The sequence below is a fragment of the Collinsella sp. AF20-14LB genome (assembly GCF_003459505.1).
In the GTDB taxonomy this organism is placed as follows: Bacteria; Actinomycetota; Coriobacteriia; order Coriobacteriales; family Coriobacteriaceae; genus Collinsella.
This window is the reverse complement of sequence record NZ_QRWD01000006.1, coordinates 39,381-53,921: the sequence shown is the minus strand read 5'-3', so window position 1 is coordinate 53,921 and position 14,541 is coordinate 39,381. Positions and strand designations below refer to the sequence as shown.

Below are 14,541 nucleotides of genomic sequence, written 5' to 3'. Positions count from 1 at the left end.
ACCAAAAAGACTGGTTTTATGTGTGGTCGCACCAGCCGAGAACGCGCTGCTTCATGCCTTCGATGTCGAGCACGCCTTCGGCAAAGCCCTTACGCACGAGCTCTTCGGGAACGAACTCATCGTAACGATCAAAGTAAGGCACTTCGCCGGGATAGACGAGCTCGATGGGATCGAAGTCCTTCTCGGCCTCGGCGGCGAGCACCTCAAAGAACGTCTCCTCGTCGGCCTTCATCTTAAACTGCATAAAGTACGGGCGTGACGGGTCAAGTCCGCGAAGGCCCAGTTCCGCGGCACACTTAATTTTGAGCATGCGCTCGAGCGCCAAAAAGGCGTAGCTGCCCAGCCAGGGGAAAAGTGCCCAGGTATCGCCGCCCAGGTTGATGAGCGGCTTAGTTCCCGCACCCGAAATATCGGCCGTATGACGAGCCTGCGCCAAGCGGGCTCTCGCGTTGCCCATAAGGTACGGATATGTCGCGTGCTCGTTGAGCGCCTTGCGCATGCGCTCGAGTACGTGTGTATTGATGTCACCGGGGCAGTCGCCAAAGTAGGCCGGCACCCGGCCCTTGACCTGCGTGGCAAAGACGGTATGACGCTTCCAGTCCACTTCCTCGACAATCCAGCAGTGTCCGGCGATGGCGATGCGCTCACCGGGCGGTGGCGGATTGACGATCGTGCCCAACTCGGCCGACTCGCTGCGAACGGTGAACTCTTCGTTTTCCTGGAATACGGCGTAGAACTTAAAGTTGTTAATGATGCGCTCGCCCGCGAGACCCACGATGAGCCCGCCACCCTCGGTGACTTGGATATGGTCGATGGTAATGAGGTGACGCAGCAACACGCGATAGTCATCGGCCGAGATGCGATGGAAATAGCTGAGTGTGAGCACGCGCTGGGCAAGCTCTGCCGGCGTGAGTTCGCCGGTGCTGGCAAGCGTCGACATAGTCTGGTGATAGAGCAGACTGTAGGGGAGTCGATCGAGCTCGGGCGGCTCGACCCACTTTTCCTCGCGATAGAGTTGTACGAGTGCGATGCCCTGGAGGAGCTTCCAGGGAATGGTCTCGGGCATCATCGTGCGCGGCTCGGGTTCTTCCTCGCGCATGACGAACCACATCTCGGGCGGAAGATCGCGGCGTCCCGTGCGGCCCATACGCTGCAAAAAGGAGCTGACGGTAAACGGCGCATCGATCTGGAACGCGCGCTCCAGACGGCCGATATCGATGCCGAGTTCCAGCGTAGAGGTGGTGACGGTTGTCTGTGCCTGCTCCTCATCGCGCATGAGTTCCTCGGCCGTCTCGCGCAGCGATGCCGAAAGATTGCCATGGTGGATGAGGAAACGGTCGGGCTCGTGCCGGCTCTCGCAGTAGCTGCGCAGCATGGAGCACACGGCCTCTGCCTCCTCGCGCGAGTTGGCAAAGACCAGGCATTTGCGGCCGCGCGTATGCTCAAAGATATAACCCATGCCGGGGTCGGCGTTGTCGGGCGCCGTGTCGGTGGGGTTGAGAAGCGCCTGCTCGGTCGCACGTGGGATGTCGACTTCGCCCTCGGGGGCCGAGGAAGTGCGACGGTCTTTGGGAGCGGCCTTGCCCCGCGCCTGCTCACGACGTTGACGGTGTTCTTCCTGTGTAAGCTGTCCGCTGTGGCACATGTCTTGTCCGGATGCGGGCAGCGCCGCGGGCGCCGCCGTCTCAATACGCTCGCAAGCAAGCACCTCGGCTTCTTGTGGACCTGTGCCTACGAATCCTCGCTGCTGAGCCTGGGGGCCCGAGTTGTAGAAGTGCTCCATGGAGATGCGCCACACGCGGCGCGGTTCCTCAAAGCGGGGGATGATGCAACCGCGTCCCGTTCCCTGTGAGAGAAAGGCGCCCGTGCGCTCGGGGTCGCCGATGGTGGCAGAAAGGCCAATGCGGCGAGGCTGCACGCCGGCCATGCGCGAGAGTCGCTCGATAAGACAGAGCGTCTGACCGCCGCGGTCGCCGCGCATGAGCGAATGAACCTCGTCGATAACCACATAGCGCAGGTCGCAAAACATGCGCGGGATTGCCATGTGCTTATGGATCAGGAGCGCCTCGAGCGATTCGGGCGTAATCTGTAGGATACCGCTCGGCTTTTTGATGAGTTTGGCCTTGTGTGATTGTGAGACATCGCCATGCCAGTGCCAGACGGGGATATCGGCTTCTTCGCACAGGTCGTTGAGGCGGACGAATTGGTCGTTGATGAGCGCCTTGAGGGGGCCAATGTAGAGGGCGCCCACGCTTGCGGGCGGGTTCTCCCAAAACTCGGTCAGGATGGGAAAGAAGGCTGCCTCGGTTTTGCCGGAAGCCGTTGACGCCGTCAGGAGCACATTGTCCTGTGTGTTGAAGATGGCATCTGCCGCCGCAACCTGGATAGAGCGCAAGCTCTCCCAATCGTGGGAGTAGATGAAGCCTTGGATAAACGGGGCGTAGCGGTCAAAGGCGTTCACGGGGCCTCCTTTCAACAACGAATCTCTCAACGCGGCTGGCAACGGCTTGCTGCATTACTGCTTCAACGTTTGCCCAGATAAAACCTGCCAAAATAAACCTGTCCCTTATTGGCAGGTTAGATGGTGAATTCGGCGAAGTTACGGTCGCCGCCTGCGGTATCGGTGTCGCCTGTTGCGGTTGCCGGCGCCAACGCGTCGCCGCCGACGCTTTGCAGCAGCTCGGCCACGTTGGCGTCGGGGTTTTGGCATAGGATGTCGAGCAGCTCGATAAAGTCACGAATGACTTCACGCGGCGTCAGATGCGTGTCGGCCCCCACGCGGCCAAACTCAATCTTGAGAAAGTCCACCAAGTCGTTTTCGGTAAGCGTGGGTGTCCAGCCAAAGTAGCCGGCATGGATCTGCATGAGTTTTTCGATGAGCACCAGCAACTCCTCATAGGTGAGTGGCTGCAGGCGGATGATGGGCGCGAGCATGTCCTTAAGGTCCTCGCGCGCAAAGCGACCCTGAGCGAGTCGGCTGCGCAGGGCCTCGTAGGAGAACACGCCGCGGCGGCGGTCTTCGATGGAGGTTGGCGTGCCGCCCATGATCATGCCCAGGTACTGCGCCTTGCCCTGAAGTGTGTCGTTGTACATGGTCAGGATCTTCTCGTAGTTGTACTGGCGCGTGATGGCGTTGGGAATCTTATACAGATTCACGAGCTCGTCGATGAGCACCAGCATGCCCTTGTAGCCGCTGCAAACCAAAAAACGCGCGATGAGTTTGACGTAGTCGTACCAGTCATCGTCGCTGATGATGGTTGAGGACCCCAGTTCGGCGCGAGCCTCGCTCTTGGTGCGGTATTCGCCGCGGATCCATTTGGTCACGCGGCTCATGGCCTCTTCGTCGCCCTCGGATACGGCCGTGCGATAGCGGCGAAGCATGCGGGTGAAGTCGAAGCCGTGGACCATCTCCTCGAGCGGGGTCAGTTGGGCATTGACGACCGACTCGTCGACGTTGGCACACGAGGCGACCCAGCGATCCAGAATAAGGTTGAGCGCACCGCCCTCGGGGCGCGTCTTGGTCGATATATTGCGGATGAGCTCGCGGTAGGTGGCAAGGCCCTGCCCCTGACCGCCCTGCAGGCGTCGCTCGGGCGACAAGTCGGCATCGGCGACGACGAATCCCTCGCCCATGGCGTGCGTGCGGATGGTCTGGAGCAAAAAGCTCTTACCGGCGCCGTAGCGACCGACTAAAAAGCGGAAGCTCGCGCCGCCATCGGCGATGAGACTTAAATCGGTGAGCAGGGCGCGGATCTCGACCTCGCGCCCTACGGTGATGTAAGGAAGGCCGATGCGCGGGACCACGCCGCCCTTGAGCGAGTTGAGAATGACGGCAGCGACGCGCTTGGGCACGCGGGGTGCTGCGGATGCGGTATCACTCATGGTCTAGGTATCCTCTCACGTCTGCTTCGTAGTCCTCGATAATCTGCGGCCCTGCCGCGCCGAATTCGATAACGGTGTCTCCCACCAGGTCAAAGAGCGCCTCGTTGATGGTATCGACAAGCATGTCCTCACTCTTGCCCGACTGCGCCACCGCCGATGCCGTCTGCGCTGCGTTTTGCTCGAGTAGTGCTCGAAGATAGGCGTCTGCGGCGGGATCGAGTGCGGACGCGGTGTCAGCGGACGTGGGTGCTGGTGCGAGGAGCGGGGCCACGACGCCAAACTGCTCGGTGGAGATGGTCGGCTCGCTAGCCTCGTCCTGCTGCATGGTCGTCGCGACTGGTTCGGCGATCGTGCCGGCCACGGGCTTGGCTTCCCGTCGTTCGGCAACTGTCACCTCGGCATCCGCAAGCGTGCCGTCCTCGCGTTCCTCGTCGATCAAAAGCGCTTCGCGCGTTTGTGCGGCAGCGCTCCGAATGTGCCCCAGCTGGCTCAAATCGATATCGATCTTGACGGGCTGGTGTGCGGCGTCCCACGAAAGCCATGCCACAATCTCGTCATCGATAATCTTGGCCAGATATTTGGGGACCTTTTCTTCCTTAAGGGGATGGGCGGGGTCCAGCGCCAGGCGCAGGCGTTGGTCGCAGGCGCGCATCATTTCACCGAGCTTGCTGCTCTTTTGCCTGCTACCGTGAATCCGCATGCATTCCCAAAAACCGTTTTGGCAACGGTAGATATGGATGGGGTCCAGACGGTATTCGCAGTCCTCGTGGCGCTCGGGCGCAAAGAATACGGCCGAGGCAAACATGGTGTAGGGCATGGCCGTCTCCTCCCCAAATAAACTTGCCACGATGCCGGTCTTTCGGTGCGTGTCATAGTAGCGCGCCATGCGGACATACACGGCGCACGCCACGTGGCGCAGATCACGGTGGTGGCTGCGGTCGAGCCGCGAGCTACTTAGGTTGTACGTGGAGAGGGCGTTGATGGCGGCCATGAGTCGCTCCTCGCGCACCTCATCGGGCGGAAGGGGGAGCGTGGGCTCGGAGGTTTTGCGACGCTTAGGGGTCTGGCCGGACGGTGCCGGTACAAGGTCTCGTGCCGCGCGCCGCAGTTCGATAAGGGCGTTATCGAACATGACGGTTTTAGAGTCGCGAAGCAGCTTGGGGTCGAGCCCGTGGAACACGGCGTAATCTTGCAGCCACACGCGCGCAAACCGGTCGATGCCGGGCTCGAAGGCGCGATAGACATCCCAAAAAGCCTTGATCTTGTTAAAACCATCGAGTGGATTATCTACGCCAATGCCGCAGATCAGCTCATAGAGATACAGAAAGGCAAAGGACGTAGACGTTTCCTCGACGGTTCCGCGGCGCACTTGGGCACGCCAGGTAAAGTAGCCGCGCAGTTGCCGGTCGCTCATGGCGTTGTAGGTGGGAAAGTACGACTTAAAGGTGCCGTTGTAGGGACAGTCGTCCTCAAAGTCGGCCATCAGCAGGCCCTGGCGGTAAAAAAGCTCGGCTTCCGAAAGCCAGCGGCCCGCACCGCCCTTGGGGTCATCCTGCCAGCGCGATATCTCGCGCATTTTACGGTACTGGTCGGGGAGGAAATTCTGCATCTGTCGGCCGGTTTTGAGAATCGGCTCGTCTGCGTAGGTTTCGTTTGAGAAGCGGGCGGACTGATGGGTCCGGGCCTCGGCCATAATGCGCTCGATGAGCATCTTGATGTCCTGGTCGGCCACCGCTCCTCCTCTCGAACGCAGCTACGGTGACCTCATATCATAGCACAGCATCAAACAGATGTTCGAGATACCGCTGCGTTGCTAGATTTAGAACAGGAGGGCGTATATGACGGCGATGACGACGGAGGGAAGCATATTGGCCGTGCGGAAGGTCTGAGGACGGATGAGGTTGACGCCGACGCAGAAGATGAGCATGGAGCCTACGAGCGAAAGGCTGTTGAGGGCTGCTGTGGTCATGATGGGGGAGAGCGCGCCGGCAAACAACGTGATCGTCCCCTGGAACACGGCGACGGGCAGGGCGGAGAAGATGCAGCCGCGGCCAAGCGAGGCCGTCATGGTGCAGACGATGATGCAGTCCAGTGCGCCCTTGAGGGCAAGCGTTGACCAGTCGCCGAGCAGGCCGTCCTGGATCGATCCCACAATGGCCATGGCGCCGATGCACACGGTGAGTGAAGTCGAGACAAAAGCGTTGGTGAACTCGTTATCGCCCTCACTGCCAGTCTTGCGCTTGAGCCATTCGCCAAGGTTCTCGATGGCGGCCTCCAAGTTGATGGCCTCGCCGATGAGCGAACCGAGCGCAAATGAGACGATGAGCATGGTGGTACCGGTGGTCGCTAGCGCCTTTCCATCGATGATGAGCATCTTTTGCATGGTGCCGCCCAGGCCGATAAACAGGACGCACAGCCCCGATGCTTTCATGAGCGTGTCTTGGATGCGCGGTGTAATGAAGCGGCCGCCCGCTAATCCCAAAAGACCGCCCGCAACTAAAAGCGCAACGTTGATGATTGTTCCCAAGCCCGGCATGAGCCCTCCTGTATTGATGCCAACGTGGCAATCGTAGCAGAACGAAATGCGAGGCACATCGCGACTCATCTAATACGTTATATAAGTGGTATTAGGAATGATGCGCAGCATTTAAGCCTCAGGTGGTTGTCGGGACATAGGGGTAGTAGTCAAAGCGCAGTGTCATAAGCCGCTGCGGGGATTCAATAGCCGCGGCGATGATATTGGCATCGCGGGCACGATCAAACCCTTCGAGTTCGATCTGATACGAGACGTCTTGCATAATGTCCAGACGTCGCCAGGCTAGAAGTGTGTCGCCATCGAATTCCAAGGTCTTGCCTCCGTCTGGGGCAACGGCGTATAGACGCAGTTTAGCGGTGGTTGCAGGGTCGACAACCGTGACCTTTTTAATTTCGTTTCGAGTATTCTTGGCGCCCAACAAGGTGAGCAGTGTTGGGGCCACGACCTCGCCCGATGGCAAAAAGACGACTTCGATGGATTCGGGAAATGCGATGATGGCCGACTTGCGGACGGGCTGATTGGCGGCGGCAACTTCGATGTTTGCAGCATCGATGACCTCTGTGTGGTCGAGGGCGGCAAGCACGCAGCAGTTACCTTCATCGATCTCCTGAGGATCAGCAAGTCCCAGACTGTCCGCGAGCTCGGGATCGTTTGGACCGGTAGCGGGCTCATTCGGTGCTTCGAAAGAAGCTGGGACGCTGTTTGTCGGCGACGGCGTGTCGCCCGCACCTGCTTCTTTGTCCGTGCTCTCTTCTTGTATGGTTGCGTTGATGGGTTCGTCGTTTGAGGGGAGCGTCTTGGCGTCAAGCGCGGAGGGGACAATCCCGATGGCTCCGGATCCGTTCCACTCCATCTCGAGAAGCGCCGGGTCGGCAAGAATGCGTTGCCTGCCTAGCGTGTGGGTATCGATCGCAATAGGGCCTGCCTCCGTCCCGCGCGTAAGGCTGAGCGATCCGGCCGGCTTCTCGAAATGAATGTCTGTGTCTTCGGTACTGGCGGCGTAGAACAGCAGGGATGCTTCTCCCGCCGCGATGGCATCGGTGCCCGCCTTGGTCAGCCGCAGCGATGCCGTGAATGAGAGGGTGGGCTGCACATCGTCTGCATTCGCGGCGGCGCAGCCCAGACATATACCGCCTCCTTTCTCGAAAAACGCACCGTCGAAGGCGACCTTCGCTCCGTTCGCCGAGTCATCGACCGAAGCGATATCGATGCGCAACCCCAAATCGCACGGATCGCCATCTGCATCGAGCACAATCGAGCGCCATGTGCAGACGGCGCACCCCGCCTGGGAGCCGTTTGCCTTGTTCGAACGATTGATATCCACGACTATCGAGCCGTCCGTATTACGACGAAGGCATCCCGAGGTTGAGATTGCGGCCTGTGCGAACGAAAAACGCTTGCACGCAATGGCGCTCGACGGATTTGGTGCGGAGCTTAGGGCTGCTGGTAAGGAGTCTGCCATGACGGGAGTCGCCCAAGCGGCGACAGGCGTTCCGGTTGCGAGCGCGCCGCAGAGTGCGACGACGGGCAAAAGGTTCTTCGATGCCATGGGGTCTCCTTAGCTAATTTAGTGCGGCCTGTCCGTGTTTCGTTTCTGGCTGCGTTTGATGTGCAGACCGAGGCCGGCGGTTCCCGCACCTGCTGCCGTGGCGCCTGCTGCCAAGAGCCATCGTCTGTCGTCTGTCTGTGCCAACGGTTCCTTGCAGTTGCCGCGGTCGAGCTCCGAGAGGTCGACCGTCACTTGCGTGGCGGCCTGCGCCTGTTCTTGCTGGGCAAAGGCCATGGCTGGCCCAAACGCTAGGATACTGACGGCGGCCAGGGCGACGGCCTTATGCCGTGTGCGCACCGGGCTCGACCGTCCAGGTGATCGTTGCAACCTGATCGCCTTCGCCGGTTACGCGGAAGATGTCGCGCGTGACGCGGGCGACGTTTCCGCTTGTCTTGAGCTTAATTTTGTCCGTGCCGCCGGCAATGCCCTGGTAGCCCATGTCGAAGGCTGCATTCTTGGAAAGATCGAGGCCCGTCTCCTGCATTGCGGCGCTGGCGTTCTGGAGTGCGCCGTCGGGGCCGACCTTAAAGTCGATGGAATTCTGCGCGGTTCCGGCCTTGGCGTCGGCGGCAATGGTCCAGGTGTTCATGGCGTCGATCTTCATGTTGGTGACATGGATGCCGTAGGCCGAATGATTGTCGATGGTGGTCGCGTCTTCTGAGGGGCCCTGAAGCGTGCCGTCGGCCTTGGCGACGAAGGGAATAACCGTCGGAACTTTGAACTCTACGTTGTCGATCTCGGTCCTGACCATTACTTTCGTGGTTCCAACGCGCCCGGCTGCCAGAGCTGGCGTCGGGGCGGCGCCCATTGCGAGCGCGAGCGCGAGCCCTGCGCCCACGACGAGCGCTCTGGCTCCGTTCATGTTCCTGGTGATGTCCATGGTCGTTCCTTTCTATTCGCCGCGGGCCGTCCCCGCGATGATTGGACGAATGCTGGTGAATTGCGTGCGGTGTCGCGTCGGCCGAAAAAGCTAGTTCTCGGCTTGCTCAACCCGTACCTTGACACGTGTCGGATTGCCGTGGCTGTCGAGGGTCTTGGCATCGAGTGCCTGGATCTCGATGTATGCCTCGCCTTCTTTGATGTCGCCGGCGGGGCACGTCTCGATTGTCTTGCCGGTCTCGACCACACCGGATTCGTACATGGTCTCGTCGTTTTGGATGACGCGGAATCGCTGGGGAAATTTATTGTCTTGGACGTTTTGCACGTTGACGCGCAGCTTGCCGTCCTCCTGTAGCTGAGCGACCGGCGCGACCGAAATCGTCATCATGTTGTCGCGGACGATGGCATCGAGCTCATCTTGGATTTCCTGACGCGTTTTGCCCCCGGCCGTCGTGACTGAGGCGCCCGCTTCGGGCACGGGCTGCGACTGCCAGGCGTATAGCCCTACGGCGATGAGGGCGCAGGCGATAGCCAGGCAGACAACGACGAGTTTCTTGCGACGCCCCAGTCCTGCGAGGCGGGGCGGCTTCTTCGCACTCATGCGGCGTCCTTGGTGGTGTAGACACGTGCGAACGTGGACGGGTCCGCTCCAAAGAGCATGTGAAGCATCAGGCGGCGCGAGTAGATGAGCTCGTCAAAGTCGTGAGGGAGCTCGATGTCGTGGATACGCGCGATGTGGTGGGCGAGCGCCGAGAACGACTCGGGGTCGCAGATAACATCGGTGGTGACGTGGTAGACCGCCGTATCGGGGAACGCCTCTTCGTCGAAAGGCAGGAGATAGGGATCGTCGTCGACCTCGATGGCGATGCCGTACTGGGGCCAGTAATATGCCATGGGAACCTCCCTGCTTCTGGGGCCAAAACTTCTATCGGTTTTGGCCGTCGACGCCGACCGTATCAGCCGCTACTTGACCAATTTCTGACCAAATGCTTGACGGATTGACATCTCCGCAGGTAAAAGGTGGAAAAATTACTTCAACTTTTTTCGAGCGACAATCGAGCGGTCGGCGACGGCGGGGCGATATGTGTCAAAAGCATCGTCTGCCGAGGAAGCCTTGCCGTTCGCCGAATTGCACAAACGTAAAAATCGCCAATTATGGAGACGGTCTCGAACACGTCGACGAAACGATGCGGTAACATCTCCCTGCAAACACTGTAGTTAGCTAAAGGGGGAGTTCGCGTGTCTGCAACCATTAAACCCTTCACCGATGAGTTCGAAGAGTATGGCCGCGATGAATCTCGTGCATCGGGCGAAGCATCGAGCATCTCGTTTCCGACAACGGAAGACGAGGTCCGTGCCATTTTGGAAACGCTCCATGCCGAGCGTGTCCCGGTAACGGTTCAGGGCGCCCGAACCGGCCTTGCCGCCGGTGCCGTGCCCCACGGTGGGCATATCCTCAATACTTCCCGTATGAATCGCTACTTGGGCCTTCGCCGCGATGAACAAGGCCAATTTCTGCTGCGCGTGGAGCCGGGCGTTGTGCTCTCGGAGCTGCGTAAGCAGCTGAGCAAGAAGGTACTGCCGACCGCTGGTTGGGACCAGGCATCGCTTGAGGCCTACGAGGAGTTCCAAGAGTCCCCCGAGCAGTTCTTTCCCACCGATCCCACCGAGGCATCTGCCTGTCTGGGTGGCATGGCGGCATGCAACGCCTCCGGCGCCCGCAGCTACGCTTACGGCCCCATGCGCCCGCATATCACGGGACTCCACGTCGCGCTGGCTGATGGCGATTTGCTTGAGCTTCAGCGCGGCGAGGCTTTTGCCCAGGGCCGCCACCTGTCGCTCGTGACGGCAGAGGGTCGTACGCTCGAACTCGATCTTCCCGGCTATACCATGCCCGAGACAAAAAATGCCTCAGGCTATTTCGTTGCGGACGATATGGACGCCATCGACCTCTTTATCGGCGCGTGCGGCACGCTCGGCGTTGTCACCGAGCTCGAGATCGCCCTGCAGGCGGCACCTTCGGTCGTATGGGGTGTGAGTTGCTTTTTCGATAGCGAGGACAAGGCGGTGTCCTTTACCGATTCCGTGCGCCCTGTCCTGTCCCATGCGGCTGCCATCGAGTACTTCGATGCTGGCGCCCTGGATATTCTACGTCGCCAGCGCGAGCAGTCGACGGCGTTTGCCTCGCTGCCGGCGCTCGACGACGAGGCAAAGGTCTGTGTCTACGTGGAGCTTGACTGCGACGACGAGGCGCAGGCGACCGAGGAGCTGTACCACCTGGGATGGGTTTTGGAGCTTGCGGGCGCCCGCGACGATGCGACATGGGTCGCCCGCACCGAAGTCGATCGCGAGTGCCAGCGGTTCTTCCGCCACGCGGTCCCCGAGAGCGTCAATATGCTCATTGACGAGCGTCGCCGCATCGACCCCACCATTACCAAGCTGGGCTCGGACATGTCGGTGCCCAACGCACGCTTGGACGATGTCATCGGCCTTTATCGCCGCACGTTAGCCGAAAGTGGGCTTGAATCTGCTGCCTGGGGGCACATCGGTAACAACCATCTGCATGTGAACATCCTGCCGCGCGACGCGCAGGACTACCGTCGCGGTGGCGAGCTGTTTGCCCAGTGGGCTGCGGAGGTAACGGCTATGGGCGGTGCCGTTTCTGCCGAGCACGGCGTCGGCAAGATCAAGGCGGGCTTCTTAGAGACGATGTACGGTCACGAGGCCATGGTCGAGTCGGCGCGGCTCAAGCTCCAGCTCGATCTCGACGGGCAGCTGGGTCGCGGCAACCTGTTTTCGGAGAAGCTCTTGGATGAGCTCGTCCAGAAAGGGGGCGCGTGAAGATGAGCGATTTCCATATGGTGGTGTGCGTCAAGGCCGTGCCGGGCAGCACCGAGGTCAAGATGGACCCCAAGACCAATACCATCGTGCGCGATGGCAAGCAGGCGGTCATTAATCCCTTTGATGCGAGCGCTTTGGAATGCGCGCTGGCGCTGAAGGACGACTTTATCGGCTTTGGCATGGATGTGCGCGTGACGGTGGTGTCGATGGGCATCCCCGCGACCGAGTCGCTGCTGCGCGACTGCATCGCTCGAGGCGCCGACGACGCGCTGCTGCTGACCGATCGAGCCTTTGCGGGCGCCGATACCCTAGCCACCACCTATGCCCTCAAATGCGGCATCGAGGCACTCGATGAGGACTTTGACCTGATCATCTGCGGCAAGATGGCAGTGGACGGCGATACGGCCCAGATCGGCTCCGAGCTGGCCGGCGCCTTTGGGGTCCCCTGCGTGACCGACGTGAGCTGTGTGCAGAGCGCGGGATTTACGACGTGTGGCTCGCTGGCGCTCGTTCACGGCTGCGATGCCGGCGAGGAGACGGTGTACCTGGAGATGCCGTGTGCGATGACGACTGCCAAGGAGATTGGCCAGCTGCGCATGCCGAGTATTGCCGGTATTCGCGCGGCCGAGGATGCAGACGTGCGCGTGGCCAGCGCTGCCGACGTAAACGCCGATCCTTCGCGTTGCGGCCTTGCCGGATCACCGACGCAGGTCGTGCACTCGTTTGTGCCCGACCGTGACCAAACGTGCGAGGCCGTTGAGGGAACGGCGTCCGAGCAGGCGGTAAAACTTGCCAAGATTATCGAGGGGATGGCATAGATGAGCGGGCTGATTATCGATAGCGAAGCCTGCATCGGCTGTGGTCGCTGCGTTCGCGCCTGCGCCTCGGGCGGCATTGTGGTGGAGGGCGAGCGCCCCAATCGCTGTGCCCGCGTAACCGACGGCTGTATCCTGTGCGGCGGGTGCGTCGACGCCTGCCCCGTCAACGCCATCTCGATTGAGCGCGACGAGGCCGCCGGCGCGGCAGACCTTGACGCATATCGAGACATCTGGATCTTCGTGCAGACTGACGAGCACGATGCCGTTGCATCCGTGGCCTTCGAGCTCATGGGCAAGGGACGCGAGCTTGCCGATGCCCGCGGCTGCCGTCTGGTGGCACTGGTCGGCATGAGCCCCGAGGGCTCACTCGGGGACCTGGAGCATCTGACTTGCGCCGGTGCGGACGAAGTTCTGGTCTGTCGTGACGAGCGCCTGCGTCAGAACGACGCGGAGGTCTACGCCCGCTTGATCTGCGATTTGGTAGCCGAGCGCAAGCCCGAGGCCATCCTGTACGGCGCGACCGCCTTTGGTCGCGAGCTGGCGCCCGGTGTGGCCGTGCGCTTGCAGACGGGTCTTACGGCCGATTGCACGGTGCTTTCTATGGATACGGAGACGGGTCTGCTGCAGCAGACACGCCCGGCGTTTGGCGGCAACCTGATGGCCACCATTATCTGCCCCAACCACCGTCCTCAGATGGTAACGGTGCGCCCCGGCATCTTTAAGGCGCCCGAGTTTGACTATAGCCGCTCCGGCACGATTACCCAGGTAGTGCTTGCGGATGACGTTAAGGCCCGCGTCGAGATCTCGATTCCCGCCGAGGAGTGGGGACAGCAGGCCTCAATTGCCGATGCCGAGCGTCTGGTCGTGGTGGGCCGCGGCATCGGCTCCAAGAAGAATCTGCCCCTGATGCGAAAGCTCGCCGATGCCCTGGGTGCCGAGCTTGGTTGCACGCGTCCCATTGTGGAGGCAGGCTGGTTGGAGTATCGCCACCAAATTGGCCAGACGGGTGTATCGGTCTCGCCCAAGCTCCTCGTGAGCATCGGTGTCTCGGGCGCTATCCAGCATCTCGCCGGCATCGGTGGGGCGGAGTGCATTGTCGCCATCAATGAGGACCCGGATGCCCCCATCTTCGGTGCTGCCCAGTATAAGGTCGTCGGCGATGCCGTTGAGATCGTTGAGGAGCTGCTGGCTCAGCTTGAGCGCTAAGCGCGCGTCAGCCAGTCGCGCATCTCGTCCTTTAGGCGGCTCCAGGTTGCCTGCGTGGCGGGGTTGGTAAAGGGCCGCGTAATGCCAAAGGGCGCATCGAGCAGGCGGTGGATATCGCCCTGTTCGCGCGCCAGCGCGCGGCTCGCTGGATAGACGAGCTCAAACATAAAGCAGATGAGTCCCACCAGGTAGTCTGCGGGCTCATCGCGCTCATCGCGTGCGACGCAGCGGTGCTCGTCAAAGGCGGTAAGCGCCGGTGCCGAGAAGTGGCTGGCGAGAAATGCGTCCTCATCCACCTTGAGGATGGTCTCGACGGTGCTGTCGGCGATGGTGCGCATAATGTCGATCTTGTCACCATCGCGCACGATATCGCAGAAGCTCCGCGTACGCTCGTCGAGCTGCGCGGGTAGACGAAAATCGCTGTGATAGGCAATGCTCGCTCGGATGAGCTCATCTTCTGCCGGGTCATCGATAAAGTCGCGGATGCTCGTTACGGCGGGTGCATCGGCGGGATTCTCGCCAAAGAGGACCTCGATGCCCAGCGCTGCATGGCTCATGCTCTCGGCGTCCTTAAAGGTGTCCCAGCGCCGCAACTGCTCAAAGCGGCCCATATCGTGTAGCAGGCCGCAAAGCCATGCCAGGTCAATATCTTCTGACGACCAGCCCTGCTCGCGTGCTACGGCATCGCATGCCTCGGCCACGTGGTACGTATGCTCGAATTTGAGCGCGATGCGTGGGTTAGTGGCGTCGTAGGCATCGGTGTAGCTTTTGAAGGCCGCGCGCGCCCGGTCTCGATCGATAGCTGTCATAATGACTTCCTAAAAAGTTGT

At 60.8% G+C, this 14,541-nt stretch carries 13 protein-coding genes; 3 read left to right on the top strand and 10 right to left on the bottom strand.

Annotation, left to right across the window (positions count from 1 at the left end):
* Window positions 1-16: 16 nt before the first annotated feature.
* The 9 genes from DWX63_RS04370 to DWX63_RS04330 all read right to left on the bottom strand — a co-directional run bounded on the left by DWX63_RS04370 (window position 17) and on the right by DWX63_RS04330 (window position 9,740).
* Window positions 17-2,461 carry a DEAD/DEAH box helicase gene (locus tag DWX63_RS04370; RefSeq protein ID WP_117842916.1) on the bottom strand — a complete coding sequence of 815 codons (2,445 nt, stop codon included), beginning with the start codon at window positions 2,459-2,461 and terminating at the stop codon, window positions 17-19.
* A 116-nt stretch (window positions 2,462-2,577) separates the two neighbouring features.
* Window positions 2,578-3,882, bottom strand: a complete 1,305-nt coding sequence (locus DWX63_RS04365) for an ATP-binding protein (RefSeq protein WP_117842915.1) — start codon at window positions 3,880-3,882, stop codon at window positions 2,578-2,580.
* Entirely contained in the window at window positions 3,875-5,614 is a 1,740-nt protein-coding gene (locus DWX63_RS04360) for a TerB N-terminal domain-containing protein (RefSeq protein ID WP_233505685.1), read from the bottom strand. Before DWX63_RS04360 ends, DWX63_RS04365 begins: the two co-directional genes overlap by 8 nt.
* 87 nt (window positions 5,615-5,701) lie before the next feature.
* Entirely contained in the window at window positions 5,702-6,475 is a 774-nt protein-coding gene (locus tag DWX63_RS04355; RefSeq protein ID WP_233514464.1) for a DUF554 domain-containing protein, read from the bottom strand.
* A 61-nt stretch (window positions 6,476-6,536) separates the two neighbouring features.
* Window positions 6,537-7,967, bottom strand: coding sequence for a hypothetical protein (locus DWX63_RS04350; protein ID WP_117842914.1), 1,431 nt, complete (start codon window positions 7,965-7,967; stop codon window positions 6,537-6,539).
* A gap of 18 nt (window positions 7,968-7,985) precedes the next feature.
* Entirely contained in the window at window positions 7,986-8,201 is a 216-nt protein-coding gene (locus DWX63_RS04345; protein WP_147325188.1) for a hypothetical protein, read from the bottom strand.
* 46 nt (window positions 8,202-8,247) lie between these two features.
* A complete protein-coding gene (locus DWX63_RS04340; protein WP_089573324.1) occupies window positions 8,248-8,847 on the bottom strand; it encodes a hypothetical protein in 600 nt (199 codons plus the stop codon).
* Window positions 8,848-8,937: 90 nt separating this feature from the next.
* Window positions 8,938-9,447 (bottom strand): hypothetical protein, encoded by a 510-nt coding sequence (locus DWX63_RS04335; protein WP_117842913.1) that lies wholly within the window; start codon window positions 9,445-9,447, stop codon window positions 8,938-8,940.
* Window positions 9,444-9,740, bottom strand: coding sequence for a hypothetical protein (locus DWX63_RS04330; protein ID WP_117842912.1), 297 nt, complete (start codon window positions 9,738-9,740; stop codon window positions 9,444-9,446). The genes DWX63_RS04335 and DWX63_RS04330 overlap by 4 nt, the downstream gene beginning before the upstream one ends.
* A gap of 345 nt (window positions 9,741-10,085) precedes the next feature.
* Between DWX63_RS04330 and DWX63_RS04320 the strand changes: the two genes are divergently transcribed.
* The 3 genes from DWX63_RS04320 to DWX63_RS04310 are packed head-to-tail and all read left to right on the top strand — an operon-like array spanning window position 10,086 to window position 13,711.
* Window positions 10,086-11,687: an FAD-binding oxidoreductase gene (locus DWX63_RS04320; RefSeq protein ID WP_117842911.1), complete on the top strand. Its 1,602-nt coding sequence runs from the start codon at window positions 10,086-10,088 to the stop codon at window positions 11,685-11,687.
* Between the two features lie 2 nt (window positions 11,688-11,689).
* Complete coding sequence (locus DWX63_RS04315; RefSeq protein WP_117803727.1) at window positions 11,690-12,505, top strand: electron transfer flavoprotein subunit beta/FixA family protein; 816 nt, start codon at window positions 11,690-11,692, stop codon at window positions 12,503-12,505.
* The gene (locus DWX63_RS04310; RefSeq protein WP_117803726.1) at window positions 12,506-13,711 is read left to right on the top strand and encodes an electron transfer flavoprotein subunit alpha; all 1,206 of its coding nucleotides are present in this window, start codon (window positions 12,506-12,508) and stop codon (window positions 13,709-13,711) included. It abuts the gene before it with no gap.
* Here DWX63_RS04310 and DWX63_RS04305 read toward each other — a convergent pair.
* Window positions 13,708-14,520: an HD domain-containing protein gene (locus DWX63_RS04305; RefSeq protein ID WP_117842910.1), complete on the bottom strand. Its 813-nt coding sequence runs from the start codon at window positions 14,518-14,520 to the stop codon at window positions 13,708-13,710. The genes DWX63_RS04310 and DWX63_RS04305 overlap by 4 nt on opposite strands.
* Between the last annotated feature and the right edge of the window lie 21 nt (window positions 14,521-14,541).

What these genes read in the sequence shown, in the direction of transcription:
- DWX63_RS04365 (WP_117842915.1), bottom strand. Translation starts at nt 3,882, where the DNA reads ATGAGTGATACCGCATCCGCAGCACCCCGCGTGCCCAAGCGCGTCGCT.
- DWX63_RS04350 (WP_117842914.1), bottom strand. Translation starts at nt 7,967, where the DNA reads ATGGCATCGAAGAACCTTTTGCCCGTCGTCGCACTCTGCGGCGCGCTC.
- DWX63_RS04345 (WP_147325188.1), bottom strand. Translation starts at nt 8,201, where the DNA reads ATGGCCTTTGCCCAGCAAGAACAGGCGCAGGCCGCCACGCAAGTGACG.
- DWX63_RS04340 (WP_089573324.1), bottom strand. Translation starts at nt 8,847, where the DNA reads ATGGACATCACCAGGAACATGAACGGAGCCAGAGCGCTCGTCGTGGGC.
- DWX63_RS04335 (WP_117842913.1), bottom strand. Translation starts at nt 9,447, where the DNA reads ATGAGTGCGAAGAAGCCGCCCCGCCTCGCAGGACTGGGGCGTCGCAAG.
- DWX63_RS04330 (WP_117842912.1), bottom strand. Translation starts at nt 9,740, where the DNA reads ATGGCATATTACTGGCCCCAGTACGGCATCGCCATCGAGGTCGACGAC.
- DWX63_RS04315 (WP_117803727.1), top strand. Translation starts at nt 11,690, where the DNA reads ATGAGCGATTTCCATATGGTGGTGTGCGTCAAGGCCGTGCCGGGCAGC.
- DWX63_RS04310 (WP_117803726.1), top strand. Translation starts at nt 12,506, where the DNA reads ATGAGCGGGCTGATTATCGATAGCGAAGCCTGCATCGGCTGTGGTCGC.
- DWX63_RS04305 (WP_117842910.1), bottom strand. Translation starts at nt 14,520, where the DNA reads ATGACAGCTATCGATCGAGACCGGGCGCGCGCGGCCTTCAAAAGCTAC.